Source organism: Acinetobacter sp. AOR14_HL (genome assembly GCF_027855175.1).
Taxonomy (GTDB): domain Bacteria; phylum Pseudomonadota; class Gammaproteobacteria; order Pseudomonadales; family Moraxellaceae; genus Acinetobacter; species Acinetobacter calcoaceticus.
This window is the reverse complement of the sequence record NZ_JAKTII010000003.1, coordinates 72,417-91,739: the sequence shown is the minus strand read 5'-3', so window position 1 is coordinate 91,739 and position 19,323 is coordinate 72,417. Positions and strand designations below refer to the sequence as shown.

Annotated in this window: 18 protein-coding genes; 7 read left to right on the top strand and 11 right to left on the bottom strand. The window is 40.0% G+C overall.

From position 1 onward, the window contains the following. Positions 1–226: 226 nt before the first annotated feature. On the top strand, positions 227–1,159 hold the full coding sequence (locus tag MKL38_RS01385; RefSeq protein WP_004642462.1) for a family 2A encapsulin nanocompartment shell protein: 933 nt from the start codon (positions 227–229) through the stop codon (positions 1,157–1,159). Beyond that, on the top strand, positions 1,134–3,095 hold the full coding sequence (locus MKL38_RS01380; protein ID WP_270902281.1) for a family 2A encapsulin nanocompartment cargo protein cysteine desulfurase: 1,962 nt from the start codon (positions 1,134–1,136) through the stop codon (positions 3,093–3,095). Before MKL38_RS01385 ends, MKL38_RS01380 begins: the two co-directional genes overlap by 26 nt. A 372-nt stretch (positions 3,096–3,467) precedes the next feature. Here MKL38_RS01380 and MKL38_RS01370 read toward each other — a convergent pair whose 3' ends face one another. Together MKL38_RS01370 and MKL38_RS01365 are read right to left on the bottom strand one after the other, a co-directional pair. Continuing rightward, positions 3,468–4,106, bottom strand: a complete 639-nt coding sequence (locus tag MKL38_RS01370) for a LysE family translocator (RefSeq protein ID WP_005041401.1) — start codon at positions 4,104–4,106, stop codon at positions 3,468–3,470. Then, positions 4,107–4,748, bottom strand: a complete 642-nt coding sequence (locus MKL38_RS01365; protein WP_270902280.1) for an alanyl-tRNA editing protein — start codon at positions 4,746–4,748, stop codon at positions 4,107–4,109. A 90-nt stretch (positions 4,749–4,838) separates the two neighbouring features. On the opposite strand from MKL38_RS01365, the gene MKL38_RS01360 reads away from it, so the two are divergent. Then, a complete protein-coding gene (locus MKL38_RS01360) occupies positions 4,839–5,774 on the top strand; it encodes a LysR family transcriptional regulator (protein ID WP_270902279.1) in 936 nt (311 codons plus the stop codon). A gap of 233 nt (positions 5,775–6,007) precedes the next feature. On the opposite strand, the gene MKL38_RS01350 is transcribed toward MKL38_RS01360, so the two are convergent. The 5 genes from MKL38_RS01350 to MKL38_RS01330 form a co-directional block, all read right to left on the bottom strand. Continuing rightward, entirely contained in the window at positions 6,008–6,874 is an 867-nt protein-coding gene (locus MKL38_RS01350) for a cysteine ABC transporter substrate-binding protein (protein ID WP_080026787.1), read from the bottom strand. 82 nt (positions 6,875–6,956) lie between these two features. Continuing rightward, a complete protein-coding gene (locus tag MKL38_RS01345) occupies positions 6,957–7,817 on the bottom strand; it encodes a transporter substrate-binding domain-containing protein (protein ID WP_205469442.1) in 861 nt (286 codons plus the stop codon). Between the two features lie 31 nt (positions 7,818–7,848). Next, a complete protein-coding gene (locus MKL38_RS01340) occupies positions 7,849–8,580 on the bottom strand; it encodes an amino acid ABC transporter ATP-binding protein (protein WP_004642454.1) in 732 nt (243 codons plus the stop codon). Positions 8,581–8,582: 2 nt separating this feature from the next. Further along, positions 8,583–9,248: an amino acid ABC transporter permease gene (locus MKL38_RS01335; protein WP_216968882.1), complete on the bottom strand. Its 666-nt coding sequence runs from the start codon at positions 9,246–9,248 to the stop codon at positions 8,583–8,585. Continuing rightward, positions 9,238–9,897, bottom strand: a complete 660-nt coding sequence (locus tag MKL38_RS01330; RefSeq protein WP_002114214.1) for an amino acid ABC transporter permease — start codon at positions 9,895–9,897, stop codon at positions 9,238–9,240. Before MKL38_RS01330 ends, MKL38_RS01335 begins: the two co-directional genes overlap by 11 nt. A 64-nt stretch (positions 9,898–9,961) precedes the next feature. On the opposite strand from MKL38_RS01330, the gene MKL38_RS01325 reads away from it, so the two are divergent. Further along, positions 9,962–10,075, top strand: a complete 114-nt coding sequence (locus tag MKL38_RS01325; protein ID WP_080758588.1) for a hypothetical protein — start codon at positions 9,962–9,964, stop codon at positions 10,073–10,075. 107 nt (positions 10,076–10,182) lie between these two features. On the opposite strand, the gene MKL38_RS01320 is transcribed toward MKL38_RS01325, so the two are convergent. Further along, entirely contained in the window at positions 10,183–10,467 is a 285-nt protein-coding gene (locus MKL38_RS01320) for a GNAT family N-acetyltransferase (RefSeq protein ID WP_017390443.1), read from the bottom strand. Between the two features lie 261 nt (positions 10,468–10,728). Here MKL38_RS01320 and MKL38_RS01315 point away from each other — a divergent pair, with 261 nt between their 5' ends. After that, positions 10,729–11,934, top strand: a complete 1,206-nt coding sequence (locus MKL38_RS01315; protein ID WP_270902278.1) for an MFS transporter — start codon at positions 10,729–10,731, stop codon at positions 11,932–11,934. On the opposite strand, the gene MKL38_RS01310 is transcribed toward MKL38_RS01315, so the two are convergent. After that, positions 11,912–12,802 (bottom strand): LysR family transcriptional regulator, encoded by an 891-nt coding sequence (locus MKL38_RS01310; RefSeq protein WP_270902277.1) that lies wholly within the window; start codon positions 12,800–12,802, stop codon positions 11,912–11,914. The genes MKL38_RS01315 and MKL38_RS01310 overlap by 23 nt on opposite strands. 285 nt (positions 12,803–13,087) lie before the next feature. Here MKL38_RS01310 and MKL38_RS01305 point away from each other — a divergent pair, with 285 nt between their 5' ends. Together MKL38_RS01305 and MKL38_RS01300 are read left to right on the top strand one after the other, a co-directional pair. Further along, positions 13,088–13,564 (top strand): cyclophilin-like fold protein, encoded by a 477-nt coding sequence (locus tag MKL38_RS01305; RefSeq protein ID WP_270902276.1) that lies wholly within the window; start codon positions 13,088–13,090, stop codon positions 13,562–13,564. Between the two features lie 45 nt (positions 13,565–13,609). Next, complete coding sequence (locus MKL38_RS01300) at positions 13,610–14,680, top strand: alpha/beta hydrolase (RefSeq protein WP_270902275.1); 1,071 nt, start codon at positions 13,610–13,612, stop codon at positions 14,678–14,680. Between the two features lie 45 nt (positions 14,681–14,725). Here the strand turns inward: MKL38_RS01300 and MKL38_RS01295 are convergent, their stop codons facing one another. Next, positions 14,726–15,685 (bottom strand): response regulator transcription factor, encoded by a 960-nt coding sequence (locus MKL38_RS01295; protein WP_270902274.1) that lies wholly within the window; start codon positions 15,683–15,685, stop codon positions 14,726–14,728. Next, complete coding sequence (locus tag MKL38_RS01290) at positions 15,682–19,146, bottom strand: hybrid sensor histidine kinase/response regulator (RefSeq protein ID WP_270902576.1); 3,465 nt, start codon at positions 19,144–19,146, stop codon at positions 15,682–15,684. The genes MKL38_RS01295 and MKL38_RS01290 overlap by 4 nt, the downstream gene beginning before the upstream one ends. Positions 19,147–19,323 lie beyond the last annotated feature (177 nt).

Below are 19,323 nucleotides of genomic sequence, written 5' to 3'. Positions count from 1 at the left end.
TAAGGAGACAAATAAATAGTAAGAGCTGAATTAAATTAATTTAATGCTTATTTCTCATTTAAATATATTTTTATTTTAAAGATAGATTTTTAATTAATAAGCCACCTATTCAAAGTTTATAAAACCTTTTTATTTTTTAAAACCAGAACTAATTCTAGTTTATAGCAATACTAGAGTTTTTAATTTTTTGATTTTACCAAGCCACTGTAATAAGGAAAAATGATTCATGGCGAAAAATACTGATAAAGCCCAACTTGCGCTTGGGGACCATGCTGCCCGCCAACTGGCCAATGCAACCAAGACAGCTCCTCAACTTTCTACAATTACTCCCCGATGGCTGACTCACTTACTTCAATGGCTTCCTGTTGAAGCAGGTATTTATCGCCTAAACCGTGTAAATAATACCGATGATATTCAGGTGGCTTGCACACAACGTGATGAAGCAACTTTACCCCAAACTTTTGTTGATTATGACCCAGAGCCACGCGAATACTTTTTGAATGGTGTATCGACTGTTCTGGATGTACATACACGTGTTGCTGACCTTTACAGCAGCCCCCACGATCAAATTAAGGAACAGCTACGTTTAACGATTGAAACCATTAAAGAACGTCAAGAAAGTGAGCTCATCAATAACCCTGAATATGGCTTATTGGCGAGTGTGACAGATGACCAACGTATACCAACTTTAAATGGCCCACCAACTCCAGATGATTTAGATGATTTGCTACGTAAAGTCTGGAAAGAACCAGGATTTTTCCTAGCACATCCAGATGCGATTGCAGCATTTGGCCGTGAATGTACACGTCGTGGTGTACCGCCTCCAACAGTGAGTTTATTCGGTTCGCAATTTATTACATGGCGCGGGATTCCCCTCATTCCATCTAATAAAATTCCAGTAGAAGATGGCAAAACTAAAATCTTGCTGCTTCGTGTAGGTGAAAAGCGTCAAGGGATTGTTGGTTTGTTCCAACCGGGTCTTGCTGGTGAACAGTCACCAGGGCTTTCAGTACGCTTTATGGGAATCAACCGTAACGCGATTGCGTCGTATCTCATCTCGTTATATTGCTCACTTGCAGTACTCACTGATGATGCGTTGGCAGTATTAGATGATGTGGAGGTGGACAAATATCATGACTACCCAGTTAACTACAAGTAATCTGCAAGGTAGTCCAACGGGGCCTGAAGTGACTGGTGTTAACCCACCAGCCAACTTCCCTGATGAGTCCACTATTGCTCGACTTGCTAATGAGTTTTTTTCAGCATTGCCAAGTTCAAGCAGTTCAGCTTCTCCATCGGGCCTTAACTTGGATTTACCTGTCGGAGCGCCACCGCACCCACCACAACCAGGTGAACCATTTTCTGCACTGAGTGGTCGTGCGCCCAATATCGCGTTTCAGAAAAGTCTCAATCCAGAATATCCTGAGCATATTCCAAATTTGCCAGACTACCCGGAACGCCGAATTGTAGCGTCTGCGCCTGTGGTTGGTGGAGCTAATTTACCACGCCCACCATTTGAACCACATTTGCCACAAGCTGTTCATAGTGAGCCGAATGTGCCTCGTATTGAACCAAACTTACCGACAGGTGCTGGTGAATCACCTTATTATTTTTTAAATGATTTTTCTGCTCCAAATGCAGCAGAACCTTCTGTTACTGGTGTTGAAGATAACTATTCAATTGCGCAGTCTTTTCAGTTACCACATGGCGACCAGTTGAAATCCTTGCTCGTTGAAGATCGTTTTGCAGCTGATACACCAGCAAAAACCTCACCAAGCTCTGGATTTTATTTCTTAGACTTACCACCAAGCGGGCAAAGTTATAGTCACTATCAACCATCTCAACCTACCTTTGTAGCAAGCAGTGCTCAGCCCTTAGATGTGCATGCCATTCGTCGTGATTTTCCAATTTTGCAGGAACGCGTCAATGGTCGCCCGCTAGTCTGGCTTGACAATGCTGCTACTACGCAAAAACCACAGCGTGTGATTGATCGAATTGCTTATTTTTATCAGCATGAAAACTCGAACATTCACCGTGCTGCACATGAGTTAGCAGCTCGTGCAACCGACGCCTATGAACATGCAAGAAATGTGGTTGCCCGTTTTATTGGTGCACCCTCTTCCAAAGAAATTATCTTTGTTCGAGGAACCACTGAAGGCATTAACCTAATTGCAAAAACATGGGGCGAACAAAATATTGGTGAAGGTGATGAAATTATTGTTTCTCACTTAGAACACCATGCCAATATTGTACCTTGGTATCAACTCACTAAAAAAACTGGAGCAAAATTACGAGTCATTCCTGTTGATGATACGGGTCAAATTATTTTAGAAGAGCTGCCAAAACTGATTAATGAACGCACTAAACTGCTGTCTATTACTCAAGTGTCTAATGCTTTGGGAACAGTTACCCCTGTTGCTGAAGTCATTAAAATTGCCCATGCCAAAGGGGTACGTGTATTGGTTGACGGCGCTCAATCTGTTTCGCATATACCAACCGATGTTCAAGCCCTCGATGCAGACTTTTTTGTGTTCTCTGGGCATAAAGTGTTTGGTCCAACAGGCATTGGTGCAGTCTATGCGAAACCAGAACTGTTAGATACCATGCCAGTTTGGGAAGGTGGCGGCAACATGATTCAGGACGTCACCTTCGAACAGGTGGTTTACCAACCTGCACCAAACAAGTTTGAAGCTGGAACTGGGAACATTGCCGATGCAGTCGGTTTAGGTGCGGCTCTTGAATATGTCGAAAGTTTAGGTATTCATAACATCGCGCGCTATGAACATGATTTACTTGAATATGGTCAAAATGCGCTTAGCAGTGTGTCTGGTTTACGTTTGATTGGAACTGCACATCACAAAGCCAGTGTTATGTCCTTTACCTTACAAGGCTATTCAACCGAACAGGTCGGTAAAGCTTTAAACCAACATGGCATTGCTGTACGTTCAGGTCACCATTGCGCACAGCCAATTTTACGTCGTTTTGGTGTGGAACAAACTGTGCGCCCGTCTTTAGCTTTTTATAATACGACTGAAGAAATTGATTTATTGGTGTCTGTTTTACACCAGTTAACACGTAACAAGCGTAGTGTTTAAATCTATTTTGGGAAAAGACTGCTTTCGAGTGGTCTTTTTTATAAATAGTTTTACTGAAATTTTTTGAGCTAAACGTCGTCTAGAACAAGAATAATTCAAAGTAGTTATCACAGCGGAGTCTTATTATTTTAAATTCAATTTCTGAATTAGCCTTCGGCTCGAGCTAAGAGTCATCTACAGCCTGCCCATAATTTATAAAAATAATGTTTTTGCAACATTTCCTCATAGATGGAAACAGTTAACAGGTTCTGTAGATGACAAAGTTTTTTGGTTACTTTTTCCAAAAAAAGTAACAGAATTAGCTACGTTCTTCTGATGTATAAACGGTAAGACTCCGTCGCGACAGTCCATCCACTTACAAATAAAACCAACTTAAACAAACAATCCCCAAATCAATCTCAATGCAATCCCAATTAACAACAGCCCCATCACCCTCTCAAAATAAACACCAAACTCCAAAAATCGTTTACGTACTATTGGATGAGCAAACATTACACTCACGACCATAAACCAGATCGCATTAACCATACACATCCATACGCCATAAAAGATCTGAACTTTCATGGGGGTTGTTACACTCACAATAGTTGTGAAAATTGCCAGAAAAAAGATTGTGGCTTTAGGATTCAATGCATTGGTGAGAAAACCCATCGTAAAAGCTTTAAATAAACTCGGAGTATCACTGTCTGCTTGGTCATTAATCTCAATATTGCTATTCGGCTGACTACGCAAACATTGCCATCCTAAATAAAGCAAATAAGCTGCTCCCGCTGTTCTGATGAGTGACATGAGCCATTCGCTTTGTTGAATCAAAAAGCCAATGCCAACAAGTGTATAAAACACATGAACCGAAATTCCAACACCAATACCAATCGCAGTCAGACATCCAATTAAGTAGCCATAACGTACACTTTGTCTTACCGTAACCACAAAATCTGGTCCCGGTAAAATGACTGCCAAAAAGTGAATGAGTGCCAGTGTTAAAAACTCATGCCCATACAACTGCCACATTTATTCAGCCTCCTTGGCAACGCTATAGCTGACACTGAGCTTTCCTTTCTTAATCTGATAGGACTGAATTTCTATAAAACCAATATCCCCTAATGCTGCAACATGAGTCCCGCCACAGGGAAATGCAGAAAACTCACCAAAACCGATTTCACGAAAACCATCTGCATGTTGCTGAAGATTGGCTGGTAAATTAGCCTGAATATATTGTAAACAATGCTGTTCAAGCATTTGAGCATCTAACTGCTGAGCTGTATCCAAAGCAATGAACTGAACTCGTGCATCATGTGGCCAGTGTTGTGCTTTTACAGCTTGCCAGCCAAATAGATGCATTACATGTCCAAGCAAATGCCCTGCTGAATGTAAGCGGCTATGATAACGACGTCCTGCTTCATCCACTTGTGCAAAAGCCACTCCCAACTCAACAGGTTGTGTGCAGTAATGAATGATTTCCCCTTGTTCAATCGCTACATGCACTACATCAACTTCTGCGATTTTGCCCGTATCACTCGGTTGACCGCCACCTTGAGGATGAAATGGTGTTGCCGATAAATGCACAGCAAAACGCCCATCTTCACAAGGATTACACGCTAGAACTTCAATCTCAGCGGCAAAAACACCTGTTAAATACAATGCTTGCGTCATACTTTTCTACATACACGTTAAGATGAAAAAGATTGTATTGCGATTTCTTAAACGCGATAATCCACTCAAAATCCAAATAACTTTTGCCTCATGAGCACAAATCAAAGTTTAGTTCTGTTAAATGAAATGGCGACTTTCGTTAAAGTAGTCGAGTCAGGAAGTTTTTCTGAAACGGCTCGACAACTCGGTACTACACCCTCTGCGATAAGCCGTGCAATTGCTCGCTTAGAACGTGCTTTAGGAACCCGCTTACTTTATCGAACCACACGAAAGCTTCGCTTGAGTGAAAGTGGTCAACAGGTCTATCAACGTTGTTTAGATATGGTCAATGCGGCACAGGCAGTGATGGAAAGTTCGGGCCAATTTCATGTTGAACCGCAAGGAATCATTCGCCTGAGTGTTCCAAAAGCCGTTGGACATTTTATGATTCACCCACATTTACCAGAGTTTTTAGAACGTTATCCAAAAATTGATATTCAAATGCTTTTAGAAGACCGTTACGTTGACTTAATTGATGATGAAGTTGATTTAGCACTTCGAATTACCGAGCAACCCTCTGGCGGCCTGATGGGACGAAAACTCATTGATATCGATCACTTGATTTGTGCTACACCTGAATATTTAGAAAAACATGGCATACCAACCCATCCTCATGACTTAAAACAGCATGAATGTATCTATTTGGGTGAACAAACCAGTGATTCAAAATGGAAATTTCAACAAGGGAATAAGTCGATTAGTGTTACTGTGCGGGGTCGTTATGCTGCAAATCATACAGGTGTACGTTTAAGCGCAGCCCTACAGCATTTAGGAGTAGCCAGCTTACCCTACTTTGTTGCGCGCCATGCTTTACAACAACAGACTTTGGTTCAAGTTTTACCCGACTGGGATTTTAAGACCTATTACAGTGGTGGGCTGTGGCTACTCTATCCGCCAACACGCCACGTACCGCCTAAATTAAGTGTGTTTATTCAATATTTGGCAGATAAATTGGCAGCAGAGCCGACTTTATTTAAGTTCAAATAATATAGAATCGAGGAATTAACACGATAGAATCCTACCTTTCTATCTCTAAAGCAATCAGCTAATTCTGTTACTTTTTTTGAAAAAAGTAACCAAAAAACTTTGTCATCTACAGAACCTGACCACTGTTTCCATCTATAAAAAATATTGCAAAAACATTATCTTTATAAATTATGGGCAGGCTGTAGATGAATACTAGCTCAAGCAAATACTATCTAGAGTCCTCTTTATTAGAATTATTCAACCAATAAATCTTTTGGATTAATCGTATCGCCATACACTGGTTTTAAAGTTTTTTCATAGGCCTGATGAATTACGCCTTCTTTTGCCAATTTTTCTAGATCTTGGTTCAACCAGTCCAATAACTCTTTATCACCCTTTTTCACAGCTGGGGCGATTAAGTCCTGCTCACCTAAGTTTGTGATGCCTACTGTGTAATTTGGATTTTCTTTAGCCCAAGCTAAAACCAGCAAGTTGTCATGTGCTAAAGCAGCACCACGGCCGTCTTTTAAAGCATCAAAGGTTTCAGTGTTTTGCTCATACTTTTGCAGTTTAATTTCAGGATGAGTCTTAGTGAAGAATGAATCAGCCGTAGTGCCTTTGTTCACCAACAAAGTTTTGTCTTTGAGTTGAGCAATATCTGTAATTGGATGAGTTTTAGGAGACACCACACCCAAAGCAACTTTTAAATAAGGTTTAGCAAAATCGACTACTTCTTTACGTTCTGGTGTAACTGTAAAGTTGGCAAAAATAATATCGACTTTATTGGCTTTTAAATATTCGACACGATTTGCAGCTTCAGTTAAAACAAACTCTACCTTGTTTTCATCACCCAATAAGTCTTTAGCAACATGCTTGGCAATCTCAACATCGAAGCCCTGATTTTTACCTTGAGCATCTAAATATCCAAACGGCGGTTTATCGCTAAATACACCAATACGCACGACTCCATTCTTTTTAATCTGCTCAATACTCGACACAGTTTGAGTGCTGTCAGCTGTTTTTTCATTAGATTGCGTGCCTTTATCACATGCAACCAAACCTAAACTCAGCAAAGATGCAGCGAGGACATGCTTTATATTTTGTAAAGTTAGTGTTGTCATTATTTCACCCTATCGTTCTTGTAAAAGTCTTATTTAAAATCACAGTGCCTACTTTTAGACACTGCTCTAGCGATATCGAAAATTATTGGCCTACATCTAAAAACACATTAGGATTAACCGATTCACCATAAATTGGTTTTAAGGTTTCATCATAAATTTTCTTAATTTCACCGCTTGTTCTTAGCTGCTTAATTTCAGTATTGAGCCAATTCAATAATTGGGTATTACCCTTTTTAACTGCTGGGGCAATAAACTCTTGATCACCAATAGACTGGATACCCGCCACATAACTTGGGTTCTTCGCGGCCCATGCCAAAGCGTATGTACTATCTTGTGAAATTGCGTCGCCGCGACCGTCGGTTAAGGCTTTGAAGGCATCCGAGTTTCTTTCAAACTTCAGTAAATTCACTTTCGGATAGTGCTTAGTAAAATAGGTATCCGAACTGGTGCCTTTATTTACAATTAACGTTTTACCTTCCAATTGAGCAATGTCAGTAATTGGTTTGGCTTTAGGAGAGACGATCCCGAAAGCACCTTTTAAATAAGGCTCGGCAAAATCTACAACTTCCTTACGTTCAGGCGTTACTGTAAATGTCGCAAATACAACATCAGCACGGTTTGATTTTAAAAACTCCACCCGATTGGAAGCTTCCGTCACAATAAACTCAACTTTCTTTTCATCGCCGAGCAGATCTTTAGTGACTCGTTTTGCTAAAGCCACATCAAAGCCCTGATTATTGCCAGCACTATCTACATAACCAAACGGTGGATCATCAGCAAAAACAGCAACTCGTAACACCCCATTTTTTTTGACTTGCTCTAAAGACTGGTCTTTTTGAGTATTACTTGCTTGCTCAGTTGATGGCGTTTTACTACATGCCGTTAATAACACCCCAGCAACAGCAATACTGCTTAATATTTTTATTGAATTACGTTTAAACATTCACTTCCTCATGATTCAAATAATAAAAGACTTAATACGACAAGATATTTAAAAAGGTTTTAGCTCGTTCTGTTTTGGGCTGTTCAAAAAATTCTTCAGGTGGTGCCTGTTCAATAATTTTGCCCTTATCCATAAAAATAATGCGGTCGGCAACCTTACGGGCAAAGGACATTTCATGAGTCACAATCAACATGGTCATTCCTTCATTCGCTAACTTGAGTACTACATCAAGCACCTCTCTGACCATTTCTGGGTCAAGCGCAGCGGTAATTTCATCGAGCAAAATGACTTTAGGTTGCATGACCAGTGAACGGACAATGGCGATACGCTGCTTTTGTCCACCGGAAAGTTGTCGCGGATAATCGAGTTTTCGTTCAAATAGCCCCACTCGCTTTAACAACTCATCTGCAACTTGTTCAGCTTCATCACGTCGGCGTTTTTGCACTTTGAGTGGTCCAAGCAAAATATTGTCAATGACATTCATATGCCCAAACAGCTCATAGTTTTGAAAAACCATGCCAATTTTTTGACGAGCATTAGTCCAGTCAACATCTTTACCCAACACACCCGAACCTGTTAATCGAATCTCACCACCTTGAATTGGTTCTAATCCATTAATACAGCGCAGTAAGGTACTTTTACCGCAGCCCGATGGGCCTAAAATAACAACCACCTCTCCTTGTTCTACATCCAGATCAATGCCCTGTAAAATATGACTTTGTGCAAATGATTTCTGTAATTGTTGTATCGATAACAAAGGCATAATTACTCCCAGACCTTTTCTAAATGTGCCGCCAAACGAGATAAGGGATAGCAAATCAGAAAATACAAAATAAAAATAAAGCCATAAATCCAAAGCGAGGCGCTCGGCACAGTCAGAAGCGAATTTTCAATAATTTGCTGGCCCACTTTAATGACCTCAACCACCCCAATCAGAACTGCCAAAGAGCTTGTTTTCACCATTCGGGTAAATAAATTAATCGCGCCTGGTGTTACTCGTTTTAGACTTTGTGGAAAAATAACGTAGACCAATGCTTGAACATGAGTCAGTCCAAGCGCATAGGCCGAATCGCGTTGATGCTGATCAATTGAGGTAATTGCCGCGCGAACCAAATCACCCATTTCAGCCGTACCCCATAAAACAAACACCACAACGCAAACCCACATTGCGGAAAACTGCCAGTTAAACCATGTGGCAAAACCGAAATAAAAGACAAACAGCAAAACTAAAATTGGAATGATTCGAATCGCTTCTAAATACAGGCGGCACAGCGCTTTCACGACTATGTTTTTAGAAGTCATAATGACACCTAAAACCGTGCCTAAAATTGCAGAAAAAAATACCGAAATAAACGCAATTTTTGCGGTTGCCCAGAGTCCCCACATTAATCGTTCGAGATGACTCGCCTGAAATAAATAATCAAGTTCCATGGCTCACCTTCCGACTTCTGTGTTCCAAATAACTGGTTAAAATAGACACGGGCAATAAAATAATCAGATAAGCCATGATTAATAAAAACAAAGCTTCCGTGGTTTTATAGTCCATGCCAATTAAGTCTTTGGTAACAAAAAGCAGCTCAACGACAGCAATCGCACTTACAACAGAACTTTCTTTAATTAAAAATAGACAATTTGCTCCAATTGCTGGAATTGAAATAGCAAGCGCTTGAGGAAAAATGACATATCTAAAAATTTGAATCGGTTGCAGACCAATACTTTTTGCAGAGTCAATCTGTCCTTTTGCAACAGACTGTAGACCCGCTCGAAAAGCTTCTGCCATATAGCTTCCGCCTAAAAATGTGAGTCCAATCACACCACAAGCAAAACCATCGATTTTGATGCCGAGCTTTGGCAAACCGTAATACAAAAAGAATAGTTGAATTAATAAAGGGGTATTTCGAGATAACTCAATATAGAACTGGGCAATTCTATTTAGTACCCGCACGCGATATGTGATTAAAATGCTGCAAATCAGTCCTACAATAATGGCCAGAATAATGCTGATGATTGAAATTTTCAGCGTGGTCAAAGTTGCAGAGAAAAATTGCGGCAACACACTATGGATATACTGCCAGTTCAAGGAAAATTCCAAAAAATAATATTAAAACGTTATAAATATTTAGCTCTAATCAGCGATCAAATATTTGTGTACCGAGTTTATTTTTTTCCCAATTGGTCTAAAACTATTTTTATTAGATAAGCTTTTCTATAACTTTGATAAATTCGATTTGGCAATCGAAAACATTCAAATCAGTTGAATACAACCGCTTAAAACATGTTCATCACAGTCCATATATAATAAAAACCCATAAAAAAAATCGGACACCAACGTCCGATTTTTATGAAATAACTCTCAGTGTATAGCTTATTTTCTGAGGACATCACCAATGCTTGGATCTTTATCAAATACCGATTTTGCATATGGACAAAGCGGAATCACTTTCACTTCTTTTTCGCGAACAAAAGCAACTAAAGCATCAAGTAATTGGCGACCTACACCTTGTCCCCGATAATTTTCATTCACATCTGTGGCATCAATAATCAGCATGCCTTCGCCTGCCCATGTATAAGTCATTTCACCTGCAACGGTTTCACCATCAAGTAAACTAAAGCTACCGTGTTTTGTATCATCTTTTTGTTGAATATTCACAATAAATTCCTCTTCTTACGACTCATATTTATTTAAAAATGACTTTGTATATCTTGAACTATAAGAACAAATCTAAGTGTAAAAAAATAGCCTGTTTTTAGCAGTGAGTCTGTATGCTTTTTAAAGACAATTCATGCATAAAAATCATAATTCTATTCGTAATTCTAGGCCTAATCCTTTCAAACCCTTGCTGATAAGCTCTGCAACCAGATTTGTTCATTTCTTTTATGAACATTTAACGGTTTTAAAGTCGGAACTTTTATGTCTTCTTTTCATCAAATTGAGCAAGATACACATCAGAATAGCACACCTGCATGGGGTGCTGTATTTGTAATGTCACTATGCTGTGCAGTATTAATTGCCTCAGAGTTCATGCCCGTAAGTTTACTCACACCAATCTCTTCAGATTTAAATATGAGTGAAGGCCAAGTCGGTCAAGCGATCGCAATTTCAGGCATTTTCGCTGTTATTACCAGCTTAACTATTAGCCGTGTATTTAAGACATGGGATCGCCGTCATATCATGCTGTTACTTACCTTACTCATGATCGTTTCTGGCATGCTGATTACATTTGCTCACTCTGCTGCTTTATTCATGGTGGGTCGTGCAATTTTAGGTGTAGTGATTGGTGGTTTTTGGGCCATGTCGACTTCGATTGTGATGAGACTTGTTCCACCTCTGTCAGTACCTAAAGCACTCGGTCTGTTGAATGGTGGCAATGCTCTAGCAACCACAATAGCCGCACCTTTAGGAAGTTTTCTAGGTTCAATCATTGGCTGGCGCGGTGCTTTTTTCTGTATCGTTCCTATCGCGATTATTGCGCTTGTATGGCAATTTAAAAGTATGCCCGCTCTTCCAGCAATGATGTCTGTTGAAAAGTCAAAAAATCCCTTTGGACTACTGAAACGTCCGATCGTGTTTTATGGCATGACAGGGATTTTATTGTTATTTATGGGGCAATTTGCGCTATTTACCTACTTACGCCCATTTCTAGAAACCGTCAGTCATGTCGATGCGGCCATGTTATCCATTTTATTACTCATATTAGGTATCGCGGGTTTAGTTGGCACATTCGTGATTAGTTTTATTCTTCATCAACATGTCTATCGCTACCTCATCCTTATTCCTTTAATGATGGCAAGCATTGCTTATGCCTTCGTGCTTGGTGGTCAGCACTTGTGGTTGGTCGCAATATTGATGGGTTTATGGGGATTCATTGGAACTTCGGCACCTGTCGCATGGAACACATGGCTTGCACAGACGTTGCATCAAGATACTGAGGTTGGCGGCGGTTTGATGGTGGCGATTATCCAATTTGCAATTACTTTAGGTGCAACTTTGGGAGGCTTGTTATATGACTCACAAGGCTATAGTGCTACGTTTTATATGAGCGCTATTGTGTTGTTATTGGGTGCTATTACTGCTTTTATTACTTGGCGAAGTGCTACTCACGCAACATATCAATAACCAACCTTAATGCAGGCGAAAGCTGTCTACGATGTGGATAGTACAGGTGGTATCCCGGAAACTGGATACTGTACTCTTCCAATACCTGAACAAGTTTGCCTTGATCGAGATCTTGTTGGATCAGTTCTTGCGGAATGTAAGCCAATCCAAATCCCGCTCTAACTGCCTCGACAATGTCGTAGCTTTCATTAAATATCCATTGTCCCTGAATTTTGATTTTTGTTTCTTGTCCATCCTTCAAAAATTCCCATGCATACACACTGCCTTGAGTGGTTAAACGAAAGCCAATACATTGATGATTGATTAAATCTTTGGGGGTTGCAGGAATTCCATATTTCTCAAAATATTGTGGCGTTGCAATCACTGCCATTTTGACATCTGCGCTAATACGTACCGCAATCATGCCATCTGCTACACGACTTCCAAAGCGAACTCCTGCATCAAATCGTTCCGCAACAATATCCACCATACCGCTATTGGCAGCTAGCTCAACTTGTACATCAGGATAATCACCAGCAATCTTTTCAAGTTTTGGAATCAGCACTTCCCGTATCGCATGGCTACTGGCATTAATACGAACCGTACCAGCGGGCTGATCCCGAAATGATGTTAAAAGCGATAATTCATTATCAATCTGGTCAAAGCTGGCGCTAATGGTTTGCTTTAATCTTTCACCCGCGGCTGTCGGTGAAACGCTTCGTGTGGTACGGGTCAGAAGTAGCATTCCTAAACGCTCTTCTAAACCGCGAATGGTATGGCTTAGCGCAGACTGCGAAATTCCCATTTTTCCTGCGGCCTTCGTAAAACTCCCTTCTCGAGCCACCATTAAAAAAGCATAAAGATCATTATAGTTTTCTTTGTTTATCATCTGCTTTTATCTCTTTTCACGGTTTAATTTAATTATAAATGATAAAACTATTTATGAATATTGCTCATAAGTCAATGTTTGTTTTTTAGGCTAATTATTATAAAGAAGATTCATTAAACTCTATATCAAGCAGTGAGCATCAAGATTTAGATGATCTCAAGCATAAAAAGTACCTGATTTTATTATTATCAAAAATTAATAAATTCAGCTCATACCTTTACGCTAGAAATTGAATAACTTCACTGTATTTAAGTTCATTCTCTTAAAGAAATGAGGTTCTTCGATATGGCTACTCAGAAGTTTTTTCTCGCTTTACTCAGCATCTTTTTCTCGTTTTCAGCCATATCTATCTCTTATGCCACAAGGCCTACGGGCGACAATCAACAAAGGTTATCGATGATGAAAATCCGTATTGATATTGAGGGATCAAAGCAACCACTATTTGCAACATTACCCATGACACCGACTGTTCAAGATTTTGCCAAGCAGCTTCCGTTGACATTAACCCTTAAAGATTATGACTCTACTGAAAAAATAGCCAACCTACATACCAAGCTAACTACACAGAATGCACCCAATGGCTATGCAGGACAAGCTGGTGATCTTACCTATTATGCTCCTTGGGGCAATCTGGCTTTTTTCTATAAAGACTCAACTGTTGGGTACGCAAATGGTCTTATTTTGCTTGGGAAACTTGAGGCTATTCCCCAAGAGTTCAAGCAAAAACAACCCATCAAAATTTCAATTTCCCAAATGAAATAAGCATGAGCAAATTCACCCATTCAAATTATTTAAATTGAGGTATCCATGACTACATCTCCCCTATTTAAAAAGCTTAAAACCCATACGGCGGCTGCAATTTGTGCAGCAACTATTGGATTATTTTCTTCAACTTCAGCTATGGCGGCCGATATGTCTAATGGCGCAAATAACTTTTATCAAAGTCAGCAAGTGACTATTCAGAAAGTCACTTTTAAAAATCAATACAACATGGATATAGTCGGTAATCTGGTTATTCCCAAGAACTTAAATAAAAAACTAAAAGCCCCCGCTATTGTAATTGGTCACCCAATGGGAGCCGTGAAAGAACAAAGCTCTATGCTTTATGCGCAGAAACTGGCTGAACAAGCTTTTGTAACATTGGCGATTGATCAATCATTTTGGGGTGAAAGCGCAGGCCAATCCAGAAATGTAGTTGCACCTGACATTTACGCAGAAGCATTTAGTGCGGCTGTAGATTATTTAGGAACACAATCCTTTATTAACCGTGAACGTATTGGCGTACTCGGCATTTGCGGAAGTGGAAGTTTCGTTATTAGCGCAGCAAAAATTGACCCTCGTATGAAGGCCATTGCCACTGTCAGCATGTATGATATGGGAGCTGCAAACCGTAATGGCTTACGTCACTCACAAACCTTAGAGCAAAGAAAGCAAATTATTGCTGAAGCGGCTGCGCAACGTTATGTCGAGTTCACAGGCGGTGAAACAAAATATACCAGCGGGACTACACATGAGTTAACGGCAGATACACATCCGATCCAACGTGAATTTTATGACTTTTATCGTACCCCACGCGGAGAATATACGCCGAAAAGTTCATCACAAGACCTTACAACGCATCCAACACTAACAAGTAATGTCAAATTTTTAAACTTCTATCCATTTAACGATATTGAAACCATCTCACCACGCCCAATGCTGTTTATTACAGGTGATCAAGCTCATTCAAAAGAGTTTAGTGAAGAAGCTTATAAACTCGCAGGCCAACCTAAAGAACTTTACTATGTTAAAGGTGCGGGACATGTTGATTTATACGATCGTGTCGATCTCATTCCATTTGATAAATTAACTAGTTTCTTTAAACAAAACTTGAAATAAGAGGCATGATAGAGGCTCCCAAGGCCTCTATTTTTTTAAATTTATTTAATGAAACTCTTGCACCAGACTATTAATATGCGCCACTGCCGCAGTTCGATTTTCAACACAAAGCTTTTCAAAAACATGTTCTAAATGTTTGTTTACCGTCCGCGGGCTCAGCTCCAAAATTTCCGCAATATCTTTATTGGTTTTACCTAACAATAACCAGTGCATGACTTCTGCTTCACGCTGAGTCAACTGTGGGCAATATTTTAAGATATCAGCGACATCTAATGCAGGCGTAGAGGTCTTAATCTGTATAAGATAATTTTTCGCCACACTTGTGTCAGATTGCCACGGCGTTAATAGTAAAAGCTGTAATTGCTGAGATGGCGTTGAATAAGAACAGCTGGTTAATTTTTTTGGGTCTTTTTCATGTTCTAAGTCTGAAAACCAAGCTTTTAAACCTGCCTCAAAACCATCAATTTCAGGCAAATATTGATTCAATAAATCACTGGCTTTTTGGGTTTTCCAAACAATTTTTCCTTGAACATCTAGAGCAAGAATGGCAGTTTCAGTTGCATCAATCACTTGTTTTTGTTGCTGCAATAGTTTGGCATGTGCCAAATGCGTTTTTACTCTTGCCAGTACTTCTTCAATATTCAGTGGCTTGGTTACATAGTCCACCCCACCGACCTGAAAACCACGCACAATATGCTCTGTCTCCGACAAACCTGTCATAAAAATGACGGGAATAAACTGAGTAATTGGACTTGCTTTAAGCTGTATACAACTTTCAAAACCGTCCATATGTGGCATATTGCCATCGAGCAAAATCATATCAGGTAAGCATCGATGTGCAATTTCAATTGCGCTTAATCCATCTGTCGTAACAAGCACACGATACCCTGCCTGATCCAGACTTTCATGTAACAAGCCCAAATTTTCCGGTACATCATCCACAATCAGAATAACAGCCTGCTCAGTTGTTGAAGCCTGCTGAAAAGAAACATGTTGCGTACTCATTGCTTATCCTGAATTAATCGTTGCGCGTGTTTTAAATCAAATTTTTGAATAGCCTGTTCAAGCTGTTCCCATAACTCGTCATGCTCCGGAAAATTTTGACAACAATGCGTTAAAGCATGTTGAATGCCTCGAATATAGCCTTGTCCAATCAAATCATTTAACTGCTGCAAGGCTTGCGTTAAATCTTGTGGACCATTGTTTTCTGGTTGTCTTGTTGGTGTATAAACAGTGACTTTTTCTTGCTTATACGTCTTTACATGAAGTGCTTGAACCACATTATTTTCTTCGGTTAATGTTGACTTAGAATCAGCCCACACTAGCCCTAACTTGTCTCCAATTTTACTCAGCAACAAATTGAGGTCGATTGGTTTTAGCATAAAGTCTTCACTTAACACCGCATCTTGTGGATTGACCTCACGTTCGCCTGCATTGGCTGAAATAATTAAGATGGGCACATTGGTAATATTATTTTGACGCAATAATCGTGCTGTTTCCCAGCCACCCATCAAGGGCATATTCAAATCCATTAAAATCAGGTTAGGTTGAAAAATAGGTACACGTCTTAAACAGTCAATGCCCGACTCGGCTTCTTCAATAATAAAACCCAAAGGTTTTAGAAAATTAGCAACTAAGCCGCGGTCAACCGCTTCATTATCGACAACCAAAATTCGTTTTCGCTCGCCTTGATAGCCCGTAATCTGGTTGGAATAAACATTAGAAATTGGATGAACCACCTCTTTTGAAGGCAAATAAAACTTAATTTTAAACTGTGAACCCTGATTGAGCTTGCTACTCACAGATAGCTGCCCGCCAAGTAAATCGACCAATAATTTTACAATCGGTAGTCCAAGCCCTGTGCCGGTAAATCCACCTTGAACCACATTACTGCCCCGTTCAAACGGATTAAAGATTCGCTCTAAATCTGCCTCAGCAATACCACAGCCCGTATCTCTAATTTCAAAATAAGCCGTTTGGAAACGATATTCGACTTTCAAAGTAATTGTGCCGCTCGTCGTAAATTTTAAAGCATTACCCAGCAAATTAATGAGTACCTGCTCTAAGCGCTTTTTGTCGGTACGGACATAGTGCGGCAGGTTATCTCCAATTTCATAGATAAACTGTAAATTCTTCTGTTCAAACTGTGGCTGAAACATTTGAATAATCTGTTCTATAAAATTTGGGAAGTGAACATCCACCACATTTAAAGAAATTTTACCTGTTTCAATTCGTGCTAAATCCAGTAAACCGTCAATCAGTGAAGTTAAATGCTGCCCGCTACGGCTAATCACCCCAAGCGCCATTTTGCCTTGTTCCGAAAGCTGCTCTTGTTTTTGAAGTAATTGGCTATAGCCCAAAATACTATTTAGAGGTGTTCGTAGTTCGTGACTAATCCCAATGACATAACGGCTTTTTGCATCATTTGCCCGTTCTGCTGAAATTCTGGCATATTGCAAGTCTTTTGAAGTGACTTCATGCGCAGCAATTTCATCAATCAATAAAGCTGTTTGTTGATGTGTCTCAATTTCAGCATTACGACGGCTTTCATCGTTTAGCACTAACCACCATGCTGCAACGCTCATTAATAAAAATAAGATGGTGTAAATTTTGACAAACAGCGTAAATAACTGAGGAACTCCTTCAGCATTAATCGTTTCTAAATAAGCTTTTTCTTGGATATAAACCAGACTTAAACTCACCGCCAAAACAATAGAAAGTCCTAAAGTCAGTAATAAATATAAACTGACCCGACTATTTAAACGACTGGCCCAACGCTCTGGTAAATAATGCCAGATGGCTTTTTTAAGCTGTACTGACCAACGTCCATCGGGTTTACACAAATCGTGACAGCGTGCTTCAAGTGAACAGCATAGTGAGCAAATCGTACCGTTATAGGCCGGGCAACCTGCCATATCAGCAAGTTCATAGTCCCTTTCACATACAACACAGTTTGCAACCGAAGTTGCCTGAATTTTTTCAGGCTGGCGTGCAATGTAATATTTGCCTTTGGTTAAGTAAGCAATGATAGGAACACATAACATCGCACTTCCCAGCGCAATAAAACTCGCCAAGCCTTTCGCCATTAATCCGAAAAAGCCCAAATAGCTAAGCATCGATAACACTGAAGCAATCAGTAAGGTACCCACACCTACGGGGTTAATGTCATATAAATAAGCACGGCGAAATTCAATTCCCTTCGGACTTAAACCTAAAGGTTTACAGATAATTAAATCGGCAACAACAGCACCAATCCATGCCAAAGCGACATTGCTATATAGCCCCAAAATGCGCTCTACCGCATGGCTAATACCCATTTCCATCAAAACAATGGCAATAAAAACGTTAAAAAGAAGCCAAACAATTCGCCCTGGATGGCTATGAGTCAAACGGGCAAAAAAGTTTGACCATGCCAATGAGCCAGCATAGGCATTGGTCATATTAATTTTAATTTGTGCCAAACAGACCAGTGCTAGAGTCAAAATTAAAGCAAGCTGCGGATTTGGAATAAATTGTTGATAGGCAACCCAATACAGATACGTCGGATTGTCTAGTTCAGAGACAGGAATCAACAGCTGAAAGGCTAAAACCATCAGCAACATGCCCATCAAAACTTTGAGAAAACCAAAAATAATCCAAGATGGACCACCTAAAAAAACGGCAAAACGCCACGCAGTTCTATTTTTTTCCTGTTGTGGTAAAAAGCGTAAATAGTCAGCTTGCTCACCAATTTGGATCACAAATGAAAAAATAAGGGTGCACGCCGCACCAAAGTAATACAGATTAAAATCGGTCGAGTTTGAAACCGCACCAACAAAATGCAGACTACTACTTAAAATTTGTGGCTGTTTCCAAAGTACAAAAAACCAAGGTAACAACAGCAACAAGAGCCAGATTGGCTGAGTAATTGCCTGAACTTTATTAATAAAACCAATACCTTTGACCACTAAAGGTAAAATCACCAATGCAGAAATCAAGTAACCAACAACTTGAGGAATGCCAAGGGCAAGCTCAAGTGCCATCGCCATAATTGCGGCTTCAAACGCAAGCAAAATAAAGGTAAAGCTGGCATAAATCAGTGAAGTAATGGTCGAGCCAATGTAGCCAAAACCTGCACCACGGGTGAGCAGATCGACATCTACATTATATTTTGCAGCGTAGTAACTAATCGGCCAACTGGTTAAGAATATGATGGTACATACGACAATTGCTGCCCACAGCGCGTTGCTAAAGCCATACTGCCAAAGCATGGTTGCCCCAATGGCTTCCATAGCCAAGAAGCTAACTGTCGAGATTGCGGTATTGGTAACGGTCCAAGGCGACCATTTACGTACTGATGTAGGCGCATAACGGAGCGCATAATCTTCGATACTTTCATCTGCCACCCAAATATTATATTCACGGCGCGTTTTAATCACACGTTGTGGCGCTTGTTGGGGGCGTGAAGAATCTGGCATAACACTCATGTTTGGCATGTGGCTGCATTAAACCCAGCAATCCTTATGCCAAAAGTCATTTATCATCGCGATTTTCTCGAATACGCACATATACGCAAAATAACGTATTTTCAATTTTCCCCAAAAATCACACACTCAAATTCATCAAAAACAATGATCAATATTTGTGTTGATTGACCGAAAACG

Bases quoted from the DNA above. Each gene is read 5' to 3' on its own strand.
- MKL38_RS01295 (WP_270902274.1), bottom strand. From the start codon at position 15,685: ATGAGTACGCAACATGTTTCTTTTCAGCAGGCTTCAACAACTGAGCAG.
- MKL38_RS01365 (WP_270902280.1), bottom strand. From the start codon at position 4,748: ATGACGCAAGCATTGTATTTAACAGGTGTTTTTGCCGCTGAGATTGAA.
- MKL38_RS01290 (WP_270902576.1), bottom strand. From the start codon at position 19,146: ATGAGTGTTATGCCAGATTCTTCACGCCCCCAACAAGCGCCACAACGT.
- MKL38_RS01350 (WP_080026787.1), bottom strand. From the start codon at position 6,874: ATGACAACACTAACTTTACAAAATATAAAGCATGTCCTCGCTGCATCT.
- MKL38_RS01300 (WP_270902275.1), top strand. From the start codon at position 13,610: ATGACTACATCTCCCCTATTTAAAAAGCTTAAAACCCATACGGCGGCT.
- MKL38_RS01345 (WP_205469442.1), bottom strand. From the start codon at position 7,817: ATGTTTAAACGTAATTCAATAAAAATATTAAGCAGTATTGCTGTTGCT.
- MKL38_RS01380 (WP_270902281.1), top strand. From the start codon at position 1,134: ATGACTACCCAGTTAACTACAAGTAATCTGCAAGGTAGTCCAACGGGG.
- MKL38_RS01315 (WP_270902278.1), top strand. From the start codon at position 10,729: ATGTCTTCTTTTCATCAAATTGAGCAAGATACACATCAGAATAGCACA.
- MKL38_RS01385 (WP_004642462.1), top strand. From the start codon at position 227: ATGGCGAAAAATACTGATAAAGCCCAACTTGCGCTTGGGGACCATGCT.
- MKL38_RS01360 (WP_270902279.1), top strand. From the start codon at position 4,839: ATGAGCACAAATCAAAGTTTAGTTCTGTTAAATGAAATGGCGACTTTC.
- MKL38_RS01310 (WP_270902277.1), bottom strand. From the start codon at position 12,802: ATGATAAACAAAGAAAACTATAATGATCTTTATGCTTTTTTAATGGTG.
- MKL38_RS01335 (WP_216968882.1), bottom strand. From the start codon at position 9,248: ATGGAACTTGATTATTTATTTCAGGCGAGTCATCTCGAACGATTAATG.
- MKL38_RS01370 (WP_005041401.1), bottom strand. From the start codon at position 4,106: ATGTGGCAGTTGTATGGGCATGAGTTTTTAACACTGGCACTCATTCAC.
- MKL38_RS01340 (WP_004642454.1), bottom strand. From the start codon at position 8,580: ATGCCTTTGTTATCGATACAACAATTACAGAAATCATTTGCACAAAGT.
- MKL38_RS01305 (WP_270902276.1), top strand. From the start codon at position 13,088: ATGGCTACTCAGAAGTTTTTTCTCGCTTTACTCAGCATCTTTTTCTCG.